The sequence below is a fragment of the Aestuariivirga sp. genome, from assembly GCF_046093005.1.
Taxonomy (GTDB): domain Bacteria; phylum Pseudomonadota; class Alphaproteobacteria; order Rhizobiales; family Aestuariivirgaceae; genus Aestuariivirga.
On record NZ_JBJTER010000195.1, the window covers coordinates 1 to 23,231 of the forward strand.

Here is a 23,231-nt window from a genome sequence, read left to right on the forward strand (position 1 = left end):
CCCGCGCCAGGCTGCCCCCCCGGCTCACCCAGTCGGCGTGATAGCGTGCGGCGATCTTGCCGCGGGTGCCCATGCCGGGCTTGCCCGAACGACGGGCCCGGGCCTCGGCGCCGGCCGCCACCGCGGCCGGCAAGGCCCGGGGCAGGAACAGCGGCCGCACGGGGGCGCCGCGAAAGCTGCTGGCCGCGGCAATCATGTCGTTCCAGCAATAGCCGCCGGGCTTGCCGTCGCTCAATTCGTGGATGCCGCGCAAGCCGTCATCCAGGGCCTTGACCAGAAGGCGCGCGAGGTCGCGGCCATAGAGCAGCGAGAAGCGTGCCCGCGGCAAGCCGGGAATTGCAGCCACCGGCCGGGTGAGCTCCCTGATCAGCGGCAGGGTGGCGCGGTCACCGGGGCCATAAACCGCCGGCGGCCGGACGATGACCGCATTGAGTTCGGCCATTTGCGCGGCCACCGTGTCTTCGGCTTGCCGTTTGCTGGCGGCATAGGCGGAGAGTTGCGGTTGGCGGGCGGCGAGCGAAGAGACATGCACAAAGCGGCGCACGCCCGCCTTGCGCGCCGCGTCGGTCAGCGCCGCGGTGCCCCGCGCATTGACCTCGAAATAGCCCTCCCGGTTCAGCGCGGTGAGAGCCGCGGCGAGGTGCACCACCGCATCGGCCCCGTTCACCAGCCGCTGGAGCGCCGCCGGGTCGGCGAGGCTCCCGCCGATCACCTCGACGGACGCCGGCAGGGCGGCCCTGGCCGGATCACGGACCAGCGCGCGCAGCCGGCTGCCGCGGCTCAGCAGCGCCGCGACCGCATGCTGGCCTGCAAAGCCGGTTGCTCCGGTTATGGCAACAGTCGCACTCATGTCTCGGGACGGGCCGCCGCCTGACGGCTGGACTTCAGAGCGCCGCCGCGAAGCCAGCCGCCTCGGCCGCGAACGGCATGGCGGTGATTTCAGCGATCTCGCCCGACAAGAACTTCTGTTTGGCGCTGGCCCGGGACAGTTTGCCCGATGAGGTGAATGGCAGGCTCTTCGGCGGCACCATCACAACCTTGCATTCAACGCCGGCGCCGCGGTGCACAACCGCCGCAACGTCCCGGCGGAGACCCTCGATGGCCTCCAAATCCTGCAACCGGCACTGGACCAGCACCACGACCTCGTCATCGCCGTTCTCGCCCTCGATGGCGAAGGCGGCGACATCTCCCGCTCGCAGGGCCTCGAGATGCTCGGCAGCCCACTCAATATCCTGCGGCCAGATGTTGCGGCCGTTGTGGAGGATCAAATCCTTGGCGCGGCCGGTGATCACGATCTCGCCGTCCAGCCAGTAGCCCATGTCGCCGGTGTCGAGGAAGCCGTCCAGCCCGACGGCCGCGGATGTCGCCTGATCGTCGCGGAAATAGCCTGACATCAGGCTCGGGGTCTTCACGAAGATGCGGCCAACCAGCCGCTCGCCCAGGGCCTGGCCATGTTCGTTGCGGATTTCGACGGCGCTTTCGGCCAGCGGCCGGCCGCAAACGACGAAGCGCCGGGCGTTGCCGCCTTTCGCCGGAACCGCGCGGGCCTCGGTCTTCAGCGCATGACGGTCGATGGCATCGATGCGCACCGGCCTGGCAAAGCTTGCGAAAGAGATGGCCAGCGTGGTTTCGGCCATGCCGTAGCTCGGCAGGAACGCCTCGGGCCGGAAGCCGGCAACCGACAGCGTATCCGTGAACCGGTCAAGGACGTCAGCGCGCACCATGTCACCGCCGATTCCCGCCACGCGGAGCCGCGAGAGATCGAGGGTGACGGCCTCGCCATTGATCCGGCGTGCCGCAAGATCATAGCCGAAGCTCGGCGCGTAGGTGACGGTGGACCCGATATTCGACATCAACGACAGCCAAAGCGCGGGCCGCCGCGCGAAGGTGCCTGTGGCGATGAAATCGACACTCACCTGGCCGAGCATCGGCGACAGGCAGAAGCCGACCAGCCCCATGTCATGGTAGAGCGGAAGCCACGAGAAAGCGCGGTCATCAGGCGCCAGCTTCAGACCTTCGCGCAATATTCCGCGGGCATTGGCCATGATGGCGCTCTGAGAAATCAGCACACCCTTGGGGCACGAGGTCGAACCGGAAGAATACTGGATATAGGCGGCCTCGTCCGGGCGGAACGGCTCAAGCTTGGTGGCGGCCTGCGGCAGCGCCTCGATTTCATCATGCGTCAGGACCCGTTTCGCGCCGGCCCGCGCCGCGCCCTCGGCAACATGGCCGAGCAAATCACGCCCGGTCACCACGGTCTCGGCGCCGGCCGCCGTCAGCATGCCGGCGATGCGCTCAACATAGGCGTCCTTGCCGCCCATATACATCGTGTAGGGCAGCGGACAGGGAATGAGGCCGGCATATTGGCAGCCGAAAAACAAAGTGACGAATTCCGGGCCTGTTTCCGCGACGACCGCCACCCGGTCTCCCCGGTTCAGCCCGAGCGACAGTAATTTCCGCGCGGCGGTCAGCGCCCGGCGGCGCATCTCGGCATAGGGCAGCGATGTCTCGAGAGCGCCACGCGAGGAGAAGAAATTGAACCCGGTCACCCCCTGGGCGGCGTAATCCAGACCCTCGGTCAGCGATCCGAAACCAGCGAGATTCTGAGCAAGGCTGCGATTTGAGGTCGGCGTCACCGGGCCCAAGGCCTCGGACAGACTGTTCCGCTTCAACGCGCCATTCATCAGCTACCCCCCGGTCGACCCACCTGACAACTCTTGCGGTAGAAACCCCATGCTCAAATCCAACAGCAGCGTTTCTACGAAGTTTTACCTAACAGGAGTGGGGAGTCGGCGGAAATCACATGTTGTTGCAGAATGTAACGGTCGGCGCAAAAGTAAAAAATTCAATAATATCAGAATTTTAGAACCCCAACATACAATGCGGCCGCGAGCAGGGCGAGGGCCCCGAATGCCAGTCCCGAAATCCACGCCAGAATGAGCGAAGCGGTGCTGTAGCCCGTCTGTACCGGCGGCGGCGGCAGTGATGCCGCCTGCCGGTCCCGCGCCACCAGCCGGTGCGCCATGTGGCGGCGGATGGCGGCGGCGGCCTGCTCGCGGTCGGCGGACTCGAACAGGATTTCGCGCCGGTCCTGGCGGTCCTGGATGAAGCGGTAGGTGCGGTGATCCGGCTCCATCAGGACATAGGACGTCAGATCAACCCAGAGTTTTGGCGGTTCGCCGGGCAGCAGCGTGAGATCAAACAGGTCCCGCGCTTCCGGCGAAGCCTGCACGGCCGGAAGCAAATCATCCTTGAGGATTTGCAGGCGCAGCGATTTGGAGTCCCGCAGGTCGAGGGCTGCTTCAAAATGGGCGGCTTCCGCAAGCCGCGCGTCGCGGACCGCCGCGGCGAGTGCGTCCTGTTCCTGCCTGACGACGGGCTTAACCACGCTTGCCGTCCCTTTCTGGCGCTGCCCCCTGTCCCGATCCGGGACTGGCGGCACGATTGATTCGATTTGTAAGCAACCTGTGCACGAACCGTGCCAGCATGCCTTAGCGGTGCTCGAAGGGCCGTGCGATCAGCCCTGACAGCGCCCGGTCGCTCAAACCCTCGGTGCCGATCGGCATATCCGGGCTGCGCCGGGTAGAGCTACGGCTCCCGAACAGCCGGTCCCACACCGAAAGCAGGGATGAATAGTTGGAATCGGTGTCCCGCCGGATGGCATGATGGTGGACCCAGTGGATCGAGGGGGTGACGATGACCAGAGACAACGCCTTTTCGACCCGCGGCGGCAGCCGCACATTGGAATGGTGAAACATGGCGGACAGCGCCAGCAGCGTTTCGAACACCACCACGTTCAGCAGCGGCACGCCGAGGAGCAAGATGACCCCCGCCCGCACCAGCGAGGACAACAGCACCTCGCCGAAATGAAAGCGCAGCGCCGAGCTGGCGTCGAGGAACTGGTCGAGGTGATGGACCTCGTGGAAACGCCACAGCAGCGGCCAGCGATGGTTGGCGCGATGCCACCAATAGATCCAGCAATCGAGCAGCAAGAGATCGAGCCCCAGCCCCAGCCAGCCGCTCCACCATGCAGGCCGCCAGCCGAGCGCGTAGGACGCGGCCAGAGCCGAAACCGGAACCACCACCGCCCAGGACAGCACCGCATTGAGGCCCGCGAGCGACAGGTTCTTTGCCACCCGCTTCAAGCCGCCAATCGCCCTGGCGACCGGAAACATCCGCTCCAGCGCCAACAGCAGCAGCAACGCCGCCAGCACGATGAGGCCCTTATAAGTGAGCAACGAAGCCAGATAGTCCATCAGCGGCGATCCAGGTCCATGATTTCACTCCCGCCGGTCCGGCCGCCTTGCGGCAAGCACGGCGGACGCGAATTCGGCAAAGCCGTGGCCGCCTTCGCCCAGCGTCACGTAACGCGGCAGATGCGCCATCAACCGGGCATAGGGGCGGATATTGGCCACCCCGATCGATACCGGAAAGGCCTGGAACATCGGCGCGTCATTGGGCGAGTCGCCACAATAGGCGATGCGCGCGGCATGACGATCAACATCGATGCCAAAGACTTCGCTCAGGAACCGGCGGCTCATGGTGAGCTTGTCATGGCTGCCGAACCAGGCATTGACATGGATCGAGGATACCTTGGCGGCCGCACCCTCCTTGTGAAAGGTCTCGGCAATCTGCTGCGCGGCGGCGAGCGGCAAGGGCGGCACGTCCTCGCAGAAGTCGATGGCGACGTCGATCTCGCGATAGGCCTGATCGGACGCGATAGCGGTGCCGGGAAATTCGGTGAGCACGCGCCTGGCGATCTTCCAAAGTCGTTCGGTGTTTTCCTGCCGTTCCGAAGCCGGCTGCGCATAGACACGGATCATGCGCCGCGCCTCATCGTCATAGCGGAAGTAGAAGGCGCCGTTCTCGCCAACCACGCCATCGACAGGCCATTGCCTGGCAATCATATCGCACCAGCCTGCCGGCCGCCCGGTGATGGGGACAACCTTCAGCCCGGCATGCCGCAGTTTCCATAACGCGTCATAGGCCTCGGCCGGAAGCCTCCCGTGCAGCGTCAGCGTGTCGTCGATGTCGGTGAGCACCGCCGTGATGCCGGCAAGCAGGTTCCGCGGCGCATCTGCCAGGGGTTGCATGGTCATGTGAGGCCCGGACGGTCAGGCGCGAAGGTTGCGAGCAGCGGGTCGCGTTCGCCGGTCATGATCTCCGTGGCTGCGAACAAGCCAAGCGCCGGCGCGAGGGTCACGCCGGAATGGGTGACAACCGTATAGAGTCCCGTCCGGCCCTGCGGGCGCCCGATGGCGGACCAACCATCCGCGGGTGTCGGGCGAAAGCCGAGTGTGCAGAAATCGAGGCCCAGTCCCGCCGCCCCTCTCACCATGGTTTCGACCTTGGCCTGCAGATCGGCGGCGAGCGCTTCGGCATTATCCTCAGGATCGGCGCCGGCGAAATCGGTGCCGGCCACCAGCCGGCCCTCGGCGGTCTGGCGGACGTGCAGGCCGGGCGCCATGACGAGGCCGTTCAACAGTTTCGGGGCCGGGTTTGAATGGGTAAGGAGGCCTGCGGGCGTGCTTATCCTGAGGGTCACACCGACACTGTCCAGAAGCTGCGCGGTGGCTGCACCAGCAGCCACCACGGTCTCATCGGCATGGATCACGCCTTCCTCGGTCATCACCCCCACAACCCGGCCATGCTCTTCCGCCAGCCATCTGACAGGGGTCTCGGGCAGGAGTTCAGCGCCCAGCGCCACAGCTGACTGCAGCAGCGCCTCGGCGGCGGCCAGCGGTTCCACCATGGCTTCGCCTTCCACATGATAGGCATGGAGCGGCGGATCGGCGAGATTGGGCTCGATCTCGGCGATCTCCGCGCGGCCAACACGGCGGATCGGATGGCCCCAGGCGGCGCGTTCGGCGGCATAGGCGTCGAGTTCGGCTTCCGGAAGGTCATAGATGAGCCCGCCGCACCAGTTAACCCCGAGGTCCGGAATCTCGCCTGCGAGCCGCCGCCATTCAGCCATGGAACGAAGGCGCAGACGGAAATAGGGCGCGGGATTTCCCCAGCTGGCGTTGATCCAGGCCCAGCTGGCGCGGGTGGCGAGCCCGCCCGGCTGCTCCGCCTCGACCACGACAACCTCCGCCCCGGCCTTCGCCAGATGCCAGGCGAGCGAGGCCCCGATGATCCCCGATCCCACCACGATGACGCGCTTTGGCATTGGCCTGTCTCCGGGTGCGCCGTCAGAACTTCACGCTGGACGCGCCCTTGGTGTCGAGCATGACGCGCGCTTCGTCCGCCGAAGCGATGTCGATCGACAGCTCTTCAAGAATATGCCTGATCTTGGCGACGAGTGCCGCGTTGGACGGCGCCAGTTGGCCCTTGCCGAGGAACAGATTGTCCTCCAGTCCAACCCGGACATTGGCGCCCATGGTGGCCGCCATGGTGGTGAAGGGCAGCTGGAAGCGGCCCGCCGCCAGCACCGACCAGTGATACTGGTCGCCGAACAGCCGCTCGGCGGTCTCGCGCATCACAAGCACATTCTGCGGGTCCGGGCCGATGCCGCCCAGAATGCCGAAAATGGTCTGCACGAACAGCGGCGGCGTCACCAGCTTGCGATCCAGGAAATGGGCAAGCGTGTAAAGGTGGCCCACGTCGTAGCACTCGAACTCGAAGCGCACGCCATGGCCCTTGCCCAGCCGCTCCAGGATCTTCTCGATGTCGCCGAAGGTGTTGCGGAAGATATAGTCCTTGGAGTTTTCGAGATGGGCGCGCTCCCATTCATGCTTGAAGGCGCTGTAGCGGTTCAGCATCGGGTAGAGGCCAAAATTCATCGATCCCATGTTGAGCGAGGTCATTTCCGGCGAGAAGGTTTCGGCCGCCGCGATGCGCTCGTCGATGGTCATGCCCTGGCCGCCGCCGGTGGTGATGTTCACGATGGCGTTACAGGATTGCTTGATGCGCGGCAGGAAGCTGTTGAAGGTGTCCGGCGAGGGTGACGGCCGGCCATTCTCGGGGTCGCGGGCATGGAGGTGCAGGATGGCGGCGCCAGCCTCCGCCGCGTCGATCGCCTGGCGGGCGATCTCGTCGGGCGTCACCGGCAGATGCGGCGACATCGAGGGCGTATGGATAGAACCCGTGATGGCGCAGGTGATAATGGTTTTTGATTTCTTACGCATGCAAACCTCCCTTGGCGCTCTCTGGCGGCAAACTAACGGGGCGGGCGGCCCGCGTCACGCGGAAGTTTGCGCATGCCCCCCTGCAAGCTTGCGGCAAGCCGTGACAGCTAGGTCTCGGGTGAACAACACCTGCGTATACGCGCCCGCCATGAACTCAAAGCTGCGCATTCTGCTTGCGGTGGTCTCCGGATTGACGGGGCTCGGCGCGCTCTATCTGATCCAGGCCCCGGATCAGCTAGCCTACAGTCAGGCGCTCGAACTGGGGGCGGTGACGCTGCTTCTCGCGGCAACCCTTGTCAGCATCGCCTGGGACGCGCTGAGAAAGCCCGACGAGCCAGCCGGCACACCGGCCGGCACCCAGCTGCTGTCGCCCGAGGCCATGACCCCGCCAGGGGTTCTCACCAGCGATGATCAGACCATCGTACAGACCGAAGTGGCCAAGCTGCTTCTGTTGCTCCGCCAGCACGCCGACGCCAATGAGAACTTCTCGGTGGCGTTGGACCGCGCCAAGGAGAACCTGCATGAGAGCCTGAAGGCCGAGCAGGTGCGGATCATCATCTCCTATCTGATGATCGAGAACGAGAAGATGAAGGCCCGCACCGCCAATCTGCAGGCCAATCTCGAAAACTCGCAGCGCCAGATCGAGCGCCTCAAGACCAACCTCGCGACCGCCGAGGCCCAAGGCGTAAGCGACCCGCTGACCGGCCTCAAGAACCGGCGCGGCTTCGACGTGATCCTCTCGGCGCAGGTGGCCGCCAGCCGCAGCGGCAACCAGCCCCTGTCGCTTATTCTGGCCGACATCGATCATTTCAAGGCCATCAATGACCGTTACGGCCATCCGGCGGGTGATGACGTTCTTCGTTGGTTCTCCCGGATCCTTTCCAGCAACGTCAAGGGCCGCGATACGGTTGCCCGCTACGGCGGCGAGGAATTCGCGGTGATCCTGCCCGCTACGCCGCTGGAGAACGCCTTGAAGGTGGCTGCCCATATCAAAGCGCAGCTGGAACAGCAGGTGTGGCAGAAGCCGGGCGCGCCCAACACCTTGTTGCGGGTTACCGCCTCTTTCGGGGTGGCCCAGCTCAACGAGGGCGAGGGCACGAGCGGGCTGGTCACCCGGGCCGACTCCAAGCTTTACGAGGCAAAAACAGGCGGCCGCAACCGGGTGGCGGCCTGACCTGCCTTGGGGTTAGCCTTTAGATTAACTAAAAGAGCGATCCCAAGAAGCCCATTGCGCAGTGTCGCAAGATCGTCATATTCTATTGAAATGAAAGAAGAAGCCGGTCATACCGGCCGGGAAAGCTTTTTTCTAGACGTGCGGGCGCTTCTGCCCCAGCGAACACGGAGGAATATCTCGAATGAAGAAGCTTACTTCAGCGCAGGAGACCATCCGCGCCGCGGCGCTGTCGCGCCGTGCCCTGCTCAAGTCCGCGGCCGCGCTCGGCGCCGTCGGTCTTGCTGGCCCGCTTTACAGCAAGCAGGCGCTCTCGTCCTCGGGCGAGCTCAATCTGCTGATGTGGTCGGACGAGTTCCCCGATCCGGTGCTGCCGAACTTCGAAAAGGCCACCGGCATCAAGGTGAACCAGACGCCGTTCTCGCAGAACGAAGAGCAGATCAACAAGCTGCAGGCCACGGGCGGCGAAGGCTTCGACCTGTGCCAGCCGACGCGTGACCGCGCGCCACAGTTCAAGGACCTTGGCGTGCTCGCGCCGTTCGACATGAACAAGATGAAGAACGTCGGCAACCTGATCCCGTCCATGCTCGAAGGCTCGACCAGCGTGTGGACATGGGACGGCGGCCTCCATCACCTGCCGCACTGCTGGGGCACGGAAGCCATTTCGTGGCGGACCGACCTTTACAAGGGTAATCCGGCCGATCTGAGCTTCGGCTCGCTGTGGGCCGAGGACGTGAAGGGCCATGTGCAGGGCCGTCCGCACTCGCTGCTCCTGGGCATCGGCCTGTGGATGGATGGCAACGGCAAGATGCCGACCAACCGCATGCTTGACGCGTTCAAGGATCCGGACTCGATGAAGAAGATCTATGATCAGATCCTCCCCGTCGCGCTTGAGCACAAGCCCTGGATCAAGCAGTTCTGGGACTCGGCTGACAACACCAAGTCGGGCCTGATGGAGAACGACGTGTGGATCGGCCAGACCTGGGATGGCCCCGCGCTTTCGCTCAAGAAGGAAGGCAAGCCGGTGTCTTACCAGGCGCCCAAGGAAGGAGCCATCACCTGGCTCGACGGCCTGTCGCTGGTCAAGGCGGCGAAGAACGTCGATCAGGTCTATGCCCTGCTCGAATACCTGCAGACGCCGGAAGCCTCTGCGGCTGTGGCCGAAGGCTCGGGCTACAACCCGGTGGTGACGGGTGCGGATGCGCTCCTCTCCGAGACCGCCAAGAAGAACTTCCAGGAAGCCTATCCGGGCGATGCGCTGAAGAACCTGTGGCACCGCCCGCCGGAGCCGTCATGGTTCGCCGAGCTCCGCACCCAGTATGCGGACAAGTTCAAGGCCGCCTAAGCCCCTCTTTCGATTACAGGAAACAATCCAGCCCCGGCAACGGGGCTGGTTCTTTTTGGGGTGGCGTTTGGCTCTACTTGAATTCGCGGCCACTTCGATAGAAAGTCGGATCAAAAGAGCCGCAGGCGGAAAATGCCGTCTGGTGAATCAGGGGTGGTGAGCGCATGAGCGCTGGCGTCGAACTCGATCATGTGACCGTTCGCTTCGGCCAATTCACGGCCGTCGATGATGCGACCATTGCCATCAAGGGTGGGGAGTTCTTCTCCTTCCTGGGGCCATCCGGTTGCGGCAAGACCACCATTCTGCGGACCGTGTCCGGCTTTCTCGACCCGTCCGCCGGAACCGTGCGCATCGGCGGCCAGGACATGGCCGGGATCGGCCCCAACAAACGCCCGACGGCGCTGATCTTCCAGAACCTCGCCCTGTTCCCGCTGATGACGGTGGCGGAAAACATCACCTACGGCCTCCGGGTGCGCGGCGTCTCCAAGGCCGAGCGGATGAAGAAAGCCGGGGAACTTCTGTCCCTGATCGCCCTCCCCGACCAGGGCGCCAAGCTGGTGAGCGAGCTTTCCGGCGGACAGAAGCAGCGCGTCGCCATCGCCCGCGCGCTCGCCGTGCAGCCGAAGGTGTTGCTGCTCGACGAGCCGCTGTCCGCGCTTGATCTCAAGCTGCGCCAGCACATGCGCAACGAACTGCGCGCCATCCAGCAGCAGGTGGGCATCACCTTCATCTACATCACCCATGACCAGGGCGAAGCGCTGACCATGTCGGACCGCATCGCGGTGATGTCGGACGGCGTCATCCAGCAGGTGGCGGACGGCAAGACCGTCTATGACAATCCTGATACGCCGTTCGTCGCTTCCTTCGTGGGCGAGAACAATCCGTTCGCCGGCCGCGTGGTGAACGCCGATCAGGACTTCGCGGCAATCGAAACCGCCCATGGCCCGCTGCGCGGCCGTAACCCGAAAAACCTGAAGGCGGGCGACAAGGCGATCCTGTTCGTGCGCCCCGAGAGCTTCAAGCTGGGCGCGGGCGAGGCCGGCGCCACGATTTCCTCGGATACGCTGTCGGCCGCCTTCGAAGGCAACGCCACGCATGTGTTCCTGAAGGGCGCCACCAAGAAGGACATCACGGTCACCGTGGCGCGCCATGGCGGCAGCCGCATTCCCACGCAGGGCGAGTTGGCGGCCATCCATTACGATCCGGCGATGAGCGTGGTCCTGCCTGACGGAAAGATGGCCCGTGAGTAGCCGCCTCATCGTCTTCCTCATCCCGGTCGTGGTTATCGCCATATTCTGGGCGATGGCCCGGGCGGAGCGCAAGCTTGCCCACGACCCGACCCACAAGGGCTTCTTCGAGCGTAACGGAACGGCTCTGGGCGTTGTGTTCATCGCGCTGGTCGCGTTCTGGACGCTGTTTCTCGTCACCCTGCCCTATCTCTACATGGTGGTCGAAAGCTTCCATCCAAAATTGCCGCCCACCCAGCGCGGCGGCCCCGACGATGTGCTGACGCTGGAACAATACAAGTCGTTCTTCGTGACGCCGACCGACGGCACCTGGAACACCAACCACATGGGCGCCTTCGTCTTCAGCATCATCGCCTCGGTGCTGGTGACGGCCTTCAACTTCGCCTTCTGCTATCCGCTCGCCTACTACATGGCGCAAGCCGGAACCGCGCAGAAGGTGCGGCTGATCATGCTGTGCCTGATCGTACCCTATTGGGTGAACGAGATCCTGCGCGCCTTTTCGCTGCGCCTGCTACTGGCCTCCAAGGGCCTCATCAACCAGGCCATGATGGGCCTCGGCATCACCGACAAGCCGGTTGACTTCCTCGCCATGGACGTGGGGCTCTATGTGGGCCTGTCCTACGCGTATCTGCTGGTCATGATCTTTCCGCTCTATAACGCGATCGAAAGCCTGGACAAGAACCAGATCGAAGCCGCGCGGGACCTCGGCGCGCCATGGTGGAAAATCCACCGCGACGTGGTCATTCCCTATGCCAAGCCCGGCATCGCCTCGGGCTGCACCATGGTGTTCATGCTGGCGGCGGGCTCGCTCGCCGCACCCCAGTTCCTCGGCGGTCCTTCAACGCTGTGGTTCACCTCGATTGTCTATGACTTCTTCTTCCAGGCCTTCAACTGGCCGCGCGGCGCGGCTTACGCCTTCATATTGCTCGCCGCCTGCATCGCCTTCGTCATGCTGATGCTGCGGCTGTTCAAGGTCTCGCTCGGGGAGACGATCAAGTGACCTCCCGGACTGTCATGAAGGGCATGATCGGCTTCTATATCGCGCTCTTTTTCCTCTACCTTTTCGGGCCGCTGGCGGTGATGAGCGTTACTGCTTTCAACACGCCGAACTACCCAACCGCCTATCCTTTTGAGGGTTTCACGCTGCAATGGTTCGTGAAACTGTGGAACCACCGGGCCATGATGGAGGGCCTGTGGAACTCAATCATCATCGGGCTGGGCGTGGTCGCGGTGTCGGTGCCCGTCGGGCTGGCGGCGTCCATCATCATGAATCAAATCTACCACCGGGCCCGGGGATTTTTCTATCTGGTCACGGTTTCGCCAGTGCTCACCCCCGGCGTGATCATCGGCATTTCGACGGTGATCTTCTGGAAAGACATGATGGGCCTGACGGACTTTACCAAGGCCACATTCTACAAGGGCATCATTCTTGCCATCCTCGGCCAGTCGAGCTTTGTGGCCGCCTATGCCCTGCTCATCATCATGGCCCGGCTGCAGCGTTTCGACCGCGCCCAAGAGGAAGCCGCCCTCGATCTCGGCGCCTCGCATCCGCAGGTCTTCTGGCACATCCTGCTGCCGTTCCTGAAGCCGGCGCTGATCTCGGCGGCGGTCATCGCCTTTCTATCCAGTTTCGAGAACTACAATACCACGACCTTCGCCATCCTCGCGGACAAGACGCTGGTGACGGTCCTCGCGGGCGAAGTGCGCCAGGGAACGACCCCGGCGCTTTCCGCATTGGCGGTCATCATCATCGGCCTCTCGCTCATCGGCGCCATCATCTATGAGGCGATGAAGCGCCGCGAGGAAGCCCAGGCCGAAAGCGCCAAGCAACGCGCGAAGATCGCCGAGCGCAGCGATCTCGGCGAAGCCGGGGCAGCCGGGCTCAAATAGGCAGTTACACCCGATGGGCGGGCATGCCGCCGTCCTTGGGCACGATCATCTTGCCCACCGGCCACAGCGAGATGCCAGCCAGCTTGAGATGGGCCCAGGCGAAGGGGATGCCGATGATCGTCACGGCCAGCATGACGGCGGTGATCACATGGCACAGCGCCAGCCACCACCCCGCAAGCACGAGCCACAGAATGTTGCCCAACATGCCGAGCGCGCCGGTGCCAATGTCTTCCTGGCCGGTATGGGCATCACGCGGAACCGCCTGGTAACCAAACGGCATCAGGGTGTAGAGCGCAATGTTGAGGGCCGCCCGTGCCCACGGGATTCCGACAATCGTAACCATCATGATCCCGGCAGCCACCAGCCAGCCAAACGCCATCCAGGCGCCGCCGAGCACGATCCACAGGATGTTAAGAACAAGCGACATCAGACCCTCCATCGACCTCATCAATATGGGGTGACGAAGACGTCAATTCCACCGTTTTTCAGCGCCATGCCGGAGTTTTCCGGGCCGGAGCGCCTTTGCGGGCTCCGTTTCGGTGAACTCCTGGCTGTGGCGGCAAAAAACCATGATGTTGCGGCGGTTTTTCCTCGAGCCGCGGCTGCCGCTCCCGGGCGGGCCCCGCAAAGCCCCGGAACGCGCCGCCTCGCATGCTTAACAAGTCGCGACTGAATTACGCGGGCTTTTCCGGCAAATATAAATACTTGTATTTTTGTTTTCTAGTTTACGCCGGGTGATCCATTCCGCGGGGCTTTTCTTGTAAGCTGACGTAATCGTAACTTACAATTTTGCCTAGTTATCCCGGCGGCGCTTACGGCTTCCGTAAACGGCGGAGCCCACGGCGGAACCCAACAAGCTAGGCAGGTTCATATGTTAGTTGCGTTGCGTTTCTCCAAGGCCTGCGCCCGCCTTCTGGCGGTTGCGGCTTTCTTGTCTTTCCTCGCCGCGGCGGCGGCCGATGGCCGGGCCCAGCAGCCGGGAGTCCAGGAAAGGATGCGGCCGGCGTTTCCGAAGATGAAGCTCAATGTTGGCGCAAGGCAGGTCGGCGGCCAGGAGGCCATCGACCGGCTCGGCTCCCGGCTCGGAGCGGTCGCCGCCTGGTACGGCAAGTCGGAGCGCCACCTGCGCGCCGAACTGCTCGCCGACCGCCGCCTGCGCATTGACCGGACCGGGCGCCTGCTGGTGGTCGACGAGATCAAACAGCCGTTGCGCGGTGCGTCCTCGCGCGCCGCCAGACAGGACGCGCGGGACGGCGCGCTTGCCCCGCTGGACCAGACGTTCAGGCTGCACAGCAAGCCCGGTTCGCAGAAGACGCTCTACCTCGACTTTGACGGCGCGGACTTGAGCGGCACCGCATGGAACATGACTGGCAGCTCCATCGCGGCCGCCGGTTTCGACATCAACGGCAACGCCGCTTTTTCGACAACGGAGATGCAGCAGATCCAGTACATCTGGCAGCGGGTTGCGGAGGATTTCGCGCCCTTCGACATCAACGTGACCACCGAGGCGCCGCCTCCCGGGAAGATCACGCGGTCTTCGATGACCGATCCGGAGTACGGCGCCGTCGCGCTCATCACCCGCCGGGCGGGCGTATACTCCTGCAATTGCGGCGGGGTCGCCTATGTGGGCGTCTTCGGCATGACGACCGACTTCTACAAGCCGGCGCTGGTTTTTTATGACGCGCTGGGAGGCGGCGATGAGAAATTCGTGGCCGAGGCGATATCGCACGAAATCGGGCATAATGTCGGGCTCCTGCACGACGGCACCGCGACCGCCGCTTATTACGAAGGCCATGGCAGCAATACGGCCACCAGCTGGGCGCCCATCATGGGCTCCGGATACCACAGGACGATCGTGCAGTTCAGCCGCGGCGAGTATCGCGGCGCCAACAACCAACAGGACGATTTCGCCATCGCCCAGAGCTATGGGCTGCCGCTGCGCCCCGACGATCACGGTGGCGAACCGGGCGCGGCATCCAGTTTCCGGGAAAGCCTTGCGCTGGGCGTGGCGTCGGGCAGCATGGACGGCGTCATCGAGACCGAGACTGACCGCGACATGTTCGCCATCTCGGCGGGAAGCGGGCTTCTCTCCGCCACCGCCGCCCCCGCCGCGCGCTCGCCCAACGCCGACCTCTCGCTCTTGCTTTACGATGCGGCCGGAAATCTTCTCGCGACCAGCAACCCGGCGGACACGCTCAGCGCCACCCTCAATTTCCACATCCCTGCGCAGGGCGCTTATTTCCTGGAAGTCAGGCCATCGGGCAATCGCGACCCCGCCACCTCGGGCTATTCGGCTTATGGCAGCGTCGGCTTCTACCGGCTTTCGGCGCGCTATACGGCGGCGGGCAGCTCCGCGCCGGACGCCGTTCTGACGGCGTCGGCGGCGGCCGGGCGGGCCCCGCTGTCGGTGACGCTGGACGCCAGCCACTCGGCCGGGAACCAGCGTATCCGCCTCTATTACTGGGATTTCGGCGACGGCACCGGAGACACCACCGGAACGCTCCGCACGGCGCAAAAGACTTATCAGAAGCCAGGCCAATATGCCGCCCGGGTCACCGTGATCGATGAAAACGGATTGAGTTCAACGGCCACCCAGACGATAACCGTGCAGCCGGCGGCTGCGGCGAAGACAGCCATCGTCAGCGAAATCCGCATCTTGCCGCAGCCAGCGAAACCCTCAAGCCGCGCAACCGCGGTTCTGAGAGTGGTTGACCAGAACGGCAAATTTCTGAGGGGTGCGATCGTGCGGGCCGCCTGGAGCGGGAGCGTCAGCGGCAGCGCCACCGTGCGCACAAACAGCCGGGGCGAGGCAGTTCTGAGCTCCCCCGCGATCAGAAAAAGCGGCTGCCTCGGGCTGACCGTGACGAGGATCAGGGTGCCGGGCCACACCTTCGACGCCAGCGCCCTGCCCGCCGTGGAAACATGCCGCTAGTGAACGGCGGGGGAGGCTCAGCCGGACCGCGGCGCAATTCTTGCGAGCGCCTGTCGGCACAGCTCTTCCGCCCGCCGCGGGCTTGCGGCTTCGGCGTAGCAGCGCAGTTCCGGCGCGTTGCCGGATGGCCGGAGATGCAGGATGTCGCCCGTCGAAAATGAGAGGCGCAAGCCGTCCGTCCGGTCGATGGCGGCGACGGCGGCGTTCTCGAGGCCTGGCAACATGGCGAATTCCCGCGCCACATCCGCCTCGCCGGAGAGCAGCGCGCGGCAGGCCGCCGGATCGATGTTCTGCAACCGGTCACTGAAGGTGTAGCGGCTGGGAAGTCCGGCTGACAGCGCCGAGAGCCGCCCTCCCCCCCGGTTGGCCACGGCCAGGACCAGGAGGATGGGGAGCATCGCATCACGGGTCCTGAGGGCCGAAAGCGTGTGGCCGGAGATCGTCACGTCGCTGCCGAGCAGGAAGCCGCCATTGGCCTCGAAGCCGGCAACCGGATCGCGGCTGGCCCGCGCCATGGCCTCGATCACATAGGGCGAACCGATCCGGGTGCGCAGAACCTCCGGAAAGCTGCCGCAGAGTTCGAGCGCGGTGTTGCTGCTTACCGGCGTCACCACGCTGCCCGCTCCAAGCGCGCGGGCGCAGAGAATTCCCAGAACATCGCCGCGCAGCCACTCGCCGTGTTCGTCCGCAACCAGCGGCCGGTCAGCATCGCCATCGGTGGTGACCACGGTGTCGAGCCCATGCTGCCGCACCCAGGCGGCGGCGTTCGCCCGGTCTTCGGCGCGCACCGCTTCTGTATCGACCGCGACGAACGCGTCGCTGCGGCCAAGACCAATGGTTTCGGCGCCCAATGATCGCAGCAGATCGTGCAAAAGATCGCGCGCCACCGAGGAGTGCTCATAGACTCCAATGCGCAGGCCCCGAAGCGCATCCGGCGCGAAAACCTTGCGGTATCTTTCGAGATAGAGCGCGAGCGGCGCTGGGTCCACATCCGGCAGTGCCTCTGGCGCGCGCAGATCATGGAGGTCCGCCGGCGCCTGGCTGGAGAGGATCGCCTGCTCGTCCGCCTTGGTGATCTCGCCATGCGGATGGTAGAATTTCATGCCGTTTCGGTCGAACGGGATGTGACTTCCCGTCACCATCACGGCGGGCAGGCCGAGGCTTTGTGCGGCATGGGCGAGTGCCGGCGTCGGCAAGGCTCCGGCGCTGACGGTCTTCCACCCCAGGGCGCGGGCCCCGGCGTGACAGGCGCGGGCGATGTCCGGGCTGCTCGGCCGCAGATCATGGCCGATGAGCAGGCAGCGCGTGGCGGACGGCGCCACGGACAGGAAGCCCATGGTGTAGGCGGCGCAGAGGCCGGGCGTCAGGTTCACCACGAGGCCGCGCACCCCGCTGGTTCCGAAACTCACGCCGCTATGGGCCGCAAGCTCCGCGAGGCTGATCTGACGGGAACTCATGCCGCGTGACCATCGCCTTCATCTTCGCCTTTCTTGAAGAAAGTCCGCCAGACGGAAATGAAGAAGAAGTAGATGCTCGTCGCAACCCAAACCCAGAGCTGCACATCCTCGACCAGGCCCCAATCGCTGCGGTCCTTGGCCTGGATGATCAGGCTCAAGGACATGGCGGCCCACAGCACTGTCATCGGAATGGTGACCGGGCGCCAGTCGGTCACCCGCAAGGGATGTACGAATTTCACCGGAATGAAGGTAAGGACGCACAGCGCGGCGATGGTGATCAGATTGGTGAGGGGCCCGGTCTGCAGAATGAAGAAATACATGACCACCACATTCCAGATCGCCGGAAAGCCCACGAAATAGTAGTCGTCAGATTTCATGCCGACATTGGCGAAAGTGTAGCACGACACCGCCATGATCGCCGCCGCCGAGATCAGGCTCCATGTCTGGCCGGAAAAGCCAAAGTCCAGCGGCGTCATGTTGAACCAGTAGACCATGAGCGCCGGCACCGCGACATAGGTGAAATAGTCGATTACATTGTCGAGAGTCCGGCCATCGACATTCGGGGTGTATTCGAGAACCCGCGCCTTGCGGGCCAGTGTTCCGTCAACCCCGTCGACAAACAGCGCCAGGCCAAGCCACATGAAAGCCGCCACCGGATCGTTTTGCAGCACCGCGACCAGCGCCAGGAAGCCCAGCACGATGCCGCAGGTGGTGAAGGCATGCACCGCCCAGGCGACGCCCTTCTTCACATCACGGTCGATGTTGGGGTTTAGGTTGAGCTTGGCCAAGACGACGCTACTCCCTGATGGATATGATTATAGGAAGGCAGGCCGCGCAAGGCAAATGCCGCCGCCATCAAGCCCGGGCGATGAAACCTCCTCCCAATACCCGCATGCCAGGCCCCTCGCCCTCATAAAGCACGCAAGCCTGGCCCGGCGAAACGCCATATTCGCCGCCGGCGACAGTCACTGACGGCCGGTTACCGAGAAGCCCGACGGAGGCTGCCACGGCGGGCTTCGCCGATCTGATCTTGGCGTACACAGGCTGCGGCGCCTCGCCCAAAGGTTCCTCTCCCAGCCAATTGACCGCCGAGAGGCGGATATCCGTCTGGCGAAGCGCGCCGCGCGGACCGACCACAACCCGGCGGGCCGGCGCATCGATCTTGACCACATAGAGCGGTTCGCCGCCACCGAGGCCCAGACCGCGGCGCTGCCCGATGGTGAAGTGGATGATGCCGTCATGCCGCCCCAGCACCCTGCCGTCGAGATCGACGATGTCGCCAGGCTCGGCGCCCTCGGGCCTGAGTTTGAGGATCAGGTCCGCGTAGCGGCCGTCCGGCACGAAGCAGATGTCCTGGCTGTCTGGCTTGTCCGCCACCGCCAGCCCGAGGCCTGCGGCAATGGCGCGGGTATCCGCCTTGGTCAGGCGGCCCAACGGAAACCGCAGGTAATCGAGCTGGCTCTGGGTGGTGGCAAACAGGAAATAGCTCTGGTCACGCGCCAGATCGGCGGGGGTGAACATGTCGCGGCGGCCGGGAACTCCGGGCCGCGCCCGGCTTTCCACATAATGTCCCGTGGCCAGCGCCACAGCATCAAGCTCATGCGACCGCGCGAGCAGATCGGCGAATTTCACCGTCCGGTTGCACGTCACACAGGGAACCGGCGTTTCGCCGGCCAGATAGCTGTCCACGAAAGAGTCGATCACTGCTTCGCGGAACCGCGACTCGAAATCCAGCACATAGTGCGGAATACCGATCGCGGCGGCGGCCCGGCGGGCATCGTGGATGTCCTGGCCCGCGCAGCACGCACCCTTGCGCCGCACCGCCTCGCCATGGTCGTAAAGCTGCAACGTAATGCCGACCACATCGAAACCGGCCGCCTTCAGCAAGGCGGCGGTCACCGTGGAATCGACGCCGCCCGACATGGCGCACACCACCCGGATCGCGGCAGGGTCACCCGCCACACCCATGGTCTCGCGAACGCCATCAATCAATGCCTGACCGATCATGATGAAGCCTAGATGGGCGATCCGGCCGCGAATGTAAACCGTCCCCCTGCCCGGGGTGTGCTGAAATGAGACCGCGGCGGCCTCCGGATTTGCGAATTCTTCAAGACTACTTAGGCGAATTTTAAGATGCCGCGCCTAGGTTGGTCCGTGTGAGTAGTTGCGTAGTGGTTGAGTTCTGTTCATGAGCGGTCAGTTGCGTTCCCGCGTAAACTACGTCATCGGGCCCGATGGCAGTCCGCTGACGGTCGCCGACCTGCCCCCGGCTGGAAATCAGCGCTGGGTAATCCGCCGCAAGGCGGAGGTCGTGGCGGCCGTTCGCGGCGGTTTGTTGAGTCTTGAGGAAGCGTGCGAGCGCTATGTCCTCACGGTTGAAGAATATTTGAGCTGGCAGCGGTCCATTGACCGCCACGGCTTGGCGGGACTGAGAACCACCCGCATTCAGGACTATCGCGCCAATTGATCCGGCCTGTAGGCCGTGTGAAGGGGTTGGCACTGTCGAGGCCAACCCCTTTCGCATGCCCGCGCAGCAGAGGCTTCATGCCAACCGCATGATGTGCCAACATGCGGCCCATGAAGATATTGGTTCTCTTTGCCCACCCCCGCAGCAATGCCTCCGTCGTGCAGCACGCGATGCTGAGGGCCATCGGCGGGCTGGACGGCGTTACCATCGCCGACCTTTACGCCGAATATCCAGATTTCGATATCAATGCCGCCCGCGAGCAAGAGCGCCTGCTGGCGCATGACGTAATCGTGCTGCAGCACCCGTTCTACTGGTATTCCTCACCCGCCATCATCAAGGAGTGGGAGGATCTGGTGCTGGAAAACAGCTGGGCCTATGGTCCGGGCGGCACCCAGCTTGCCGGGCGCTTCCTGATGTCCGCCATTTCCACGGGCGGCCCCCAGGAGGCTTACCGGCACGGCGGGCGCAACCGCTTCGAGATCACCGAATTGTTGAGCCCTTTCAACCAGACGGCCTATCTCTGCTCGATGGCCTATCTCGACCCTTTCGTGATCCATGCGGGCCGCCGCCTGCCTCCGGCTGAACTTTCCACCGCCGCCGAATCCTACCGGGACCTGATCATCGGCCTGCGTGATGGAACCATCGACCCGCTGTCGCGCCTGGCGCCCGGTTTCACCCTGCCCCCGGCTTTTGCGAGGAAGGCGCGCTGATGCACCCGGAAGACCTGCTGCTTGGCGCATTCGTCTATCTCAGCGCGGCCGTCATCGCCGCGCCGCTGGCCACCCGGCTGGGGCTGGGTTCGGTGCTGGGCTATCTGGTGGCCGGCATGGTGATCGGTCCGTCGGTTCTGGGGCTTGTCGGCCGCGAGGGCGCCGATGTCATGCATTTCGCCGAGTTCGGCGTGGTGGTGATGCTGTTTCTTGTTGGCCTCGAGTTACAACCCTCCAAGCTCTGGGCGCTCAGGCGGCCAATCATCGGGCTTGGCGGCATGCAGGTGGTGGTGACGGCCCTTGTTCTGGGCCTGGGCGCCTATGCGCTGGGCTTCAGCTGGCAGGCCTCGCTCACCACCGGCCTCATTCTCGCCATGTCGTCGACGGCCATCGTGCTGCAAAGCCTTAACGAACGCGGACTGCTGAAGACGGCGGCGGGCCAGTCCTGCTTCTCGGTGCTGCTGTTCCAGGACATTGCCGTCATCCCCATCCTGGCGTTCCTGCCGCTGCTCGCCACCGCCCAGCCGCATGACGCGCATGGCGCAACCCTGATCGGCGATCTTCCCGGCTGGGCACAGACCCTGGCGGTTCTGGCGGCGGTTGCCATCGTGGTGCTGGCCGGCAGGTTCCTGACACGGCCGCTGTTCCGTTTCGTGGCCGACACCGGCATCCGCGAAGTGTTCGTGGGCCTCGCCCTGCTGATGGTCGTCGGCATCGCGCTGCTCATGCAGCTGGTGGGGCTTTCGGCCGCACTCGGCACCTTTCTGGCGGGCGTGGTGCTGGCCGAGAGCGAATACCGCCATGAGCTGGAAATGGACCTCGAGCCCTTCAAGGGCCTGCTTCTGGCGGTGTTCTTCATTGCGGTGGGGGCCGGCATCGATTTCTCGCTGCTGCTCAACCAGCCGCTTCTGATCCTCGGTCTGGTGCTGGGTTTCATCCTGCTCAAGCTGGGCGTGCTGTTCCTGCTGGCCCGGCTGTTCGCAATGAGCGGGCCTGACGCCTCGCGTTTCTCTTTCTCGCTGGCGCAGGGTGGCGAGTTCGCCTTCGTGCTGATTTCCTTCGCGGCGGGCCTCCGGCTGCTCGATCCGCCGCAATCGGGCCTCCTCGTCGCGGTCGTCGCCCTCTCCATGGCGGCGGCGCCGCTTCTGATGATCTTCGACGCGCGGGTGATGCAGCCGCGCTTTGCCGGCAAGCCGCAAGCGCGGGCCAGCGACGAGATCGAGGACACCGGCGCCAGGGTCATAATTGCCGGCCATGGCCGCTTCGGCATGACGGTAGGCCGCCTGCTGCAGGCGAGCGGCATCCGCGCCGTGGTGCTCGACCATGACGCGGAGCAGATCGACGCGCTGCGCAAATTCGGCTTCAAGGTCTATTATGGCGATGCCTCGCGCCATGATCTGCTGGAAGCGGCCGGGGCGGCGGAAGCACAGGCGCTGGTGATCGCCATCGATGACCCGGAAAAGGCCCTGGAAATCGCCGAAACGGCGCACCGGCATTTTCCCCGCCTCCATATCTTCGCGCGCGCCCGTGACCGGGTTCACGCCTACCGCTTGCTCAACGCCGGGGTGGAGGACGTGCACCGGGAAGTCTTCGCGTCATCCGTCGATCTCGGTGAGCAGCTTCTTGTCAGGCTTGGCGTCCACCCCTTCGAGGCCCGCCGCGCCGCCCGCCGCTTCAAGTCCCATGACGAGGAGCTGCTGCGCCGCGGCGCCAAGCATGTCGATGACACCCAGCGGCTGATCGACATCGCGCGCCAGGGGCGCGAGGAGATCGAGCGGGTGCTGGCCACCGACGCCAGCGGCGCCAGTGTGGCGACCGACCATGCCTGGGAAGCGCCCGACGCCCAGCCCGCCGCCGTCAAGCCGCCCGCGCCGTGAGCGTTCCTTTTGGGCTGTCCAGGCGGTAGAAGTCGGTTCATAGCTGTTTCGGGAAAGCCGGCCAGATGGCAGAGAATATTCACGACGTCAAAATCGATCCCCGTAATCTGGAAATTCTGATTTCCGTCAATGGCCGGCTGATGCCCCGCGCGGAGGCGGCCGTTTCGGTATTCGACTCAGGCTTCATCCTGGGCGACGGCGTGTGGGAAGGGCTGCGGCTGGTCAAAGGCGGTGTGCCGTTCCTGCGCGAGCACATTGAGCGCCTCTATGAAGGCGCCAAGGCCATCTTCATGGACATCGGCCTTCGCCCCGAAGAGCTGGTGGCGCGGCTGTTCGACTGCCTCGATGCCAACCGCATGCAGGACGGCGTGCACATCAGGCTGATGGTGACGCGCGGCGTGAAGGCGACCCCCTACCAGGACCCGCGGGTGACGATCTCAGCGCCCACCATCGTCATCATCCCGGAATACAAGACGCCCAACCCGGAGAAGTTCGAAAACGGCCTGTCGCTTCACACGGTCAATGTGCGGCGCGGCGCGCCGGACGTGCAGGACCAGAAGCTCAACTCGCATTCCAAGCTGAACTGCATCACCGCCTGCATCCAGGCCGCCAATGCCGGAGCCGACGAAGCGCTGATGCTGGACCCCCTGGGCTTCGTCGCCACCTGCAACTCGACGCACTTCTTTATCGTCCGCCGCGGCGAGCTCTGGACCTCGACCGGGCAATACTGCATCCCCGGCATTACCCGCGGAAACATGATCCGGCTGGCGAACGAGCTCGGCATTCCGGCGTTCGAGAAGCAGTTCTCGCTTTATGACGTCTACGGCGCGGATGAGGCCTTTGTGACCGGCACCTTCGCAGGCCTTATTCCGGTGCGGGTGATCGACGGGCGGCCGGTGCGCCACCCGCTGTCCGATGCGCCGTGGCAGGGGCCAGGCCCCATCTCGCGGCAGCTGTCGGCGGCCTACAAGGAACTCTGCACCCGCGATGCGCGGCGGAGCCTCTAGC

At 64.5% G+C, this 23,231-nt stretch carries 21 protein-coding genes; 10 read left to right on the top strand and 11 right to left on the bottom strand.

What is annotated here, in order from left to right:
- The 7 genes from ACKOED_RS16315 to ACKOED_RS16345 form a co-directional block, all read right to left on the bottom strand.
- Positions 1-850, bottom strand: an 850-nt coding sequence (locus ACKOED_RS16315) for an NAD-dependent epimerase/dehydratase family protein (protein ID WP_408917685.1), incomplete at its 3' end; no start/stop codon positions are given.
- A 34-nt stretch (positions 851-884) separates the two neighbouring features.
- Complete coding sequence (locus ACKOED_RS16320) at positions 885-2,672, bottom strand: fatty acyl-AMP ligase (RefSeq protein ID WP_408917686.1); 1,788 nt, start codon at positions 2,670-2,672, stop codon at positions 885-887.
- 182 nt (positions 2,673-2,854) lie between these two features.
- The gene (locus ACKOED_RS16325) at positions 2,855-3,388 is read right to left on the bottom strand and encodes a hypothetical protein (RefSeq protein ID WP_408917687.1); all 534 of its coding nucleotides are present in this window, start codon (positions 3,386-3,388) and stop codon (positions 2,855-2,857) included.
- Positions 3,389-3,491: 103 nt separating this feature from the next.
- Positions 3,492-4,256: a sterol desaturase family protein gene (locus tag ACKOED_RS16330; RefSeq protein ID WP_408917688.1), complete on the bottom strand. Its 765-nt coding sequence runs from the start codon at positions 4,254-4,256 to the stop codon at positions 3,492-3,494.
- Positions 4,257-4,280: 24 nt separating this feature from the next.
- Positions 4,281-5,099, bottom strand: coding sequence for an HAD-IIB family hydrolase (locus ACKOED_RS16335; protein WP_408917689.1), 819 nt, complete (start codon positions 5,097-5,099; stop codon positions 4,281-4,283).
- On the bottom strand, positions 5,096-6,169 hold the full coding sequence (locus ACKOED_RS16340) for an NAD(P)/FAD-dependent oxidoreductase (RefSeq protein ID WP_408917690.1): 1,074 nt from the start codon (positions 6,167-6,169) through the stop codon (positions 5,096-5,098). The genes ACKOED_RS16335 and ACKOED_RS16340 overlap by 4 nt, the downstream gene beginning before the upstream one ends.
- Before the next feature lie 22 nt (positions 6,170-6,191).
- Positions 6,192-7,127, bottom strand: coding sequence for a 3-keto-5-aminohexanoate cleavage protein (locus tag ACKOED_RS16345; RefSeq protein ID WP_408917691.1), 936 nt, complete (start codon positions 7,125-7,127; stop codon positions 6,192-6,194).
- A gap of 100 nt (positions 7,128-7,227) precedes the next feature.
- Between ACKOED_RS16345 and ACKOED_RS16350 the strand changes: the two genes are divergently transcribed.
- The 5 genes from ACKOED_RS16350 to ACKOED_RS16370 all read left to right on the top strand — a co-directional run bounded on the left by ACKOED_RS16350 (position 7,228) and on the right by ACKOED_RS16370 (position 12,780).
- On the top strand, positions 7,228-8,301 hold the full coding sequence (locus ACKOED_RS16350) for a diguanylate cyclase (protein ID WP_408917692.1): 1,074 nt from the start codon (positions 7,228-7,230) through the stop codon (positions 8,299-8,301).
- A gap of 181 nt (positions 8,302-8,482) precedes the next feature.
- Complete coding sequence (locus tag ACKOED_RS16355) at positions 8,483-9,643, top strand: extracellular solute-binding protein (protein ID WP_408917693.1); 1,161 nt, start codon at positions 8,483-8,485, stop codon at positions 9,641-9,643.
- Positions 9,644-9,807: 164 nt separating this feature from the next.
- Complete coding sequence (locus ACKOED_RS16360; RefSeq protein ID WP_408917694.1) at positions 9,808-10,893, top strand: ABC transporter ATP-binding protein; 1,086 nt, start codon at positions 9,808-9,810, stop codon at positions 10,891-10,893.
- On the top strand, positions 10,886-11,890 hold the full coding sequence (locus tag ACKOED_RS16365; protein WP_408917695.1) for an ABC transporter permease: 1,005 nt from the start codon (positions 10,886-10,888) through the stop codon (positions 11,888-11,890). The genes ACKOED_RS16360 and ACKOED_RS16365 overlap by 8 nt, the downstream gene beginning before the upstream one ends.
- Positions 11,887-12,780: an ABC transporter permease gene (locus ACKOED_RS16370; protein ID WP_408917696.1), complete on the top strand. Its 894-nt coding sequence runs from the start codon at positions 11,887-11,889 to the stop codon at positions 12,778-12,780. The genes ACKOED_RS16365 and ACKOED_RS16370 overlap by 4 nt, the downstream gene beginning before the upstream one ends.
- Before the next feature lie 4 nt (positions 12,781-12,784).
- Here the strand turns inward: ACKOED_RS16370 and ACKOED_RS16375 are convergent, their stop codons facing one another.
- Positions 12,785-13,207 carry a YccF domain-containing protein gene (locus ACKOED_RS16375; protein ID WP_408917697.1) on the bottom strand — a complete coding sequence of 141 codons (423 nt, stop codon included), beginning with the start codon at positions 13,205-13,207 and terminating at the stop codon, positions 12,785-12,787.
- 444 nt (positions 13,208-13,651) lie between these two features.
- On the opposite strand from ACKOED_RS16375, the gene ACKOED_RS16380 reads away from it, so the two are divergent.
- Positions 13,652-15,712 carry a PKD domain-containing protein gene (locus tag ACKOED_RS16380; protein WP_408917698.1) on the top strand — a complete coding sequence of 687 codons (2,061 nt, stop codon included), beginning with the start codon at positions 13,652-13,654 and terminating at the stop codon, positions 15,710-15,712.
- A 17-nt stretch (positions 15,713-15,729) separates the two neighbouring features.
- On the opposite strand, the gene ACKOED_RS16385 is transcribed toward ACKOED_RS16380, so the two are convergent.
- From ACKOED_RS16385 to mnmA, 3 genes are all read right to left on the bottom strand, one after another.
- Positions 15,730-17,169, bottom strand: a complete 1,440-nt coding sequence (locus ACKOED_RS16385; RefSeq protein WP_408917699.1) for a phosphomannomutase — start codon at positions 17,167-17,169, stop codon at positions 15,730-15,732.
- The gene (locus ACKOED_RS16390) at positions 17,166-17,957 is read right to left on the bottom strand and encodes a CDP-alcohol phosphatidyltransferase family protein (protein WP_408917700.1); all 792 of its coding nucleotides are present in this window, start codon (positions 17,955-17,957) and stop codon (positions 17,166-17,168) included. Before ACKOED_RS16390 ends, ACKOED_RS16385 begins: the two co-directional genes overlap by 4 nt.
- Positions 17,958-18,024: 67 nt before the next feature.
- Positions 18,025-19,176 (bottom strand): tRNA 2-thiouridine(34) synthase MnmA, encoded by a 1,152-nt coding sequence (gene mnmA / locus ACKOED_RS16395; RefSeq protein ID WP_408917701.1) that lies wholly within the window; start codon positions 19,174-19,176, stop codon positions 18,025-18,027.
- A 181-nt stretch (positions 19,177-19,357) separates the two neighbouring features.
- Here mnmA and ACKOED_RS16400 point away from each other — a divergent pair, with 181 nt between their 5' ends.
- The 4 genes from ACKOED_RS16400 (at position 19,358) to ACKOED_RS16415 (ending at position 23,230) form a co-directional block, all read left to right on the top strand.
- The gene (locus tag ACKOED_RS16400) at positions 19,358-19,636 is read left to right on the top strand and encodes a DUF1153 domain-containing protein (protein ID WP_408917702.1); all 279 of its coding nucleotides are present in this window, start codon (positions 19,358-19,360) and stop codon (positions 19,634-19,636) included.
- Between the two features lie 110 nt (positions 19,637-19,746).
- Positions 19,747-20,346 (top strand): NAD(P)H-dependent oxidoreductase, encoded by a 600-nt coding sequence (locus tag ACKOED_RS16405; RefSeq protein ID WP_408917703.1) that lies wholly within the window; start codon positions 19,747-19,749, stop codon positions 20,344-20,346.
- Complete coding sequence (locus tag ACKOED_RS16410; protein ID WP_408917704.1) at positions 20,346-22,223, top strand: monovalent cation:proton antiporter-2 (CPA2) family protein; 1,878 nt, start codon at positions 20,346-20,348, stop codon at positions 22,221-22,223. Before ACKOED_RS16405 ends, ACKOED_RS16410 begins: the two co-directional genes overlap by 1 nt.
- Positions 22,224-22,288: 65 nt before the next feature.
- Positions 22,289-23,230 carry an aminotransferase class IV gene (locus tag ACKOED_RS16415; protein ID WP_408917705.1) on the top strand — a complete coding sequence of 314 codons (942 nt, stop codon included), beginning with the start codon at positions 22,289-22,291 and terminating at the stop codon, positions 23,228-23,230.
- The last annotated feature ends 1 nt before the right edge of the window (position 23,231 follow it).

What these genes read in the sequence shown, in the direction of transcription:
- ACKOED_RS16330 (WP_408917688.1), bottom strand. Translation starts at nt 4,256, where the DNA reads ATGGACTATCTGGCTTCGTTGCTCACTTATAAGGGCCTCATCGTGCTG.
- ACKOED_RS16335 (WP_408917689.1), bottom strand. Translation starts at nt 5,099, where the DNA reads ATGACCATGCAACCCCTGGCAGATGCGCCGCGGAACCTGCTTGCCGGC.
- ACKOED_RS16340 (WP_408917690.1), bottom strand. Translation starts at nt 6,169, where the DNA reads ATGCCAAAGCGCGTCATCGTGGTGGGATCGGGGATCATCGGGGCCTCG.
- ACKOED_RS16345 (WP_408917691.1), bottom strand. Translation starts at nt 7,127, where the DNA reads ATGCGTAAGAAATCAAAAACCATTATCACCTGCGCCATCACGGGTTCT.
- ACKOED_RS16355 (WP_408917693.1), top strand. Translation starts at nt 8,483, where the DNA reads ATGAAGAAGCTTACTTCAGCGCAGGAGACCATCCGCGCCGCGGCGCTG.
- ACKOED_RS16360 (WP_408917694.1), top strand. Translation starts at nt 9,808, where the DNA reads ATGAGCGCTGGCGTCGAACTCGATCATGTGACCGTTCGCTTCGGCCAA.
- ACKOED_RS16375 (WP_408917697.1), bottom strand. Translation starts at nt 13,207, where the DNA reads ATGTCGCTTGTTCTTAACATCCTGTGGATCGTGCTCGGCGGCGCCTGG.
- ACKOED_RS16380 (WP_408917698.1), top strand. Translation starts at nt 13,652, where the DNA reads ATGTTAGTTGCGTTGCGTTTCTCCAAGGCCTGCGCCCGCCTTCTGGCG.
- ACKOED_RS16385 (WP_408917699.1), bottom strand. Translation starts at nt 17,169, where the DNA reads ATGAGTTCCCGTCAGATCAGCCTCGCGGAGCTTGCGGCCCATAGCGGC.
- mnmA (WP_408917701.1), bottom strand. Translation starts at nt 19,176, where the DNA reads ATGATCGGTCAGGCATTGATTGATGGCGTTCGCGAGACCATGGGTGTG.
- ACKOED_RS16400 (WP_408917702.1), top strand. Translation starts at nt 19,358, where the DNA reads ATGAGCGGTCAGTTGCGTTCCCGCGTAAACTACGTCATCGGGCCCGAT.
- ACKOED_RS16405 (WP_408917703.1), top strand. Translation starts at nt 19,747, where the DNA reads ATGAAGATATTGGTTCTCTTTGCCCACCCCCGCAGCAATGCCTCCGTC.
- ACKOED_RS16410 (WP_408917704.1), top strand. Translation starts at nt 20,346, where the DNA reads ATGCACCCGGAAGACCTGCTGCTTGGCGCATTCGTCTATCTCAGCGCG.
- ACKOED_RS16415 (WP_408917705.1), top strand. Translation starts at nt 22,289, where the DNA reads ATGGCAGAGAATATTCACGACGTCAAAATCGATCCCCGTAATCTGGAA.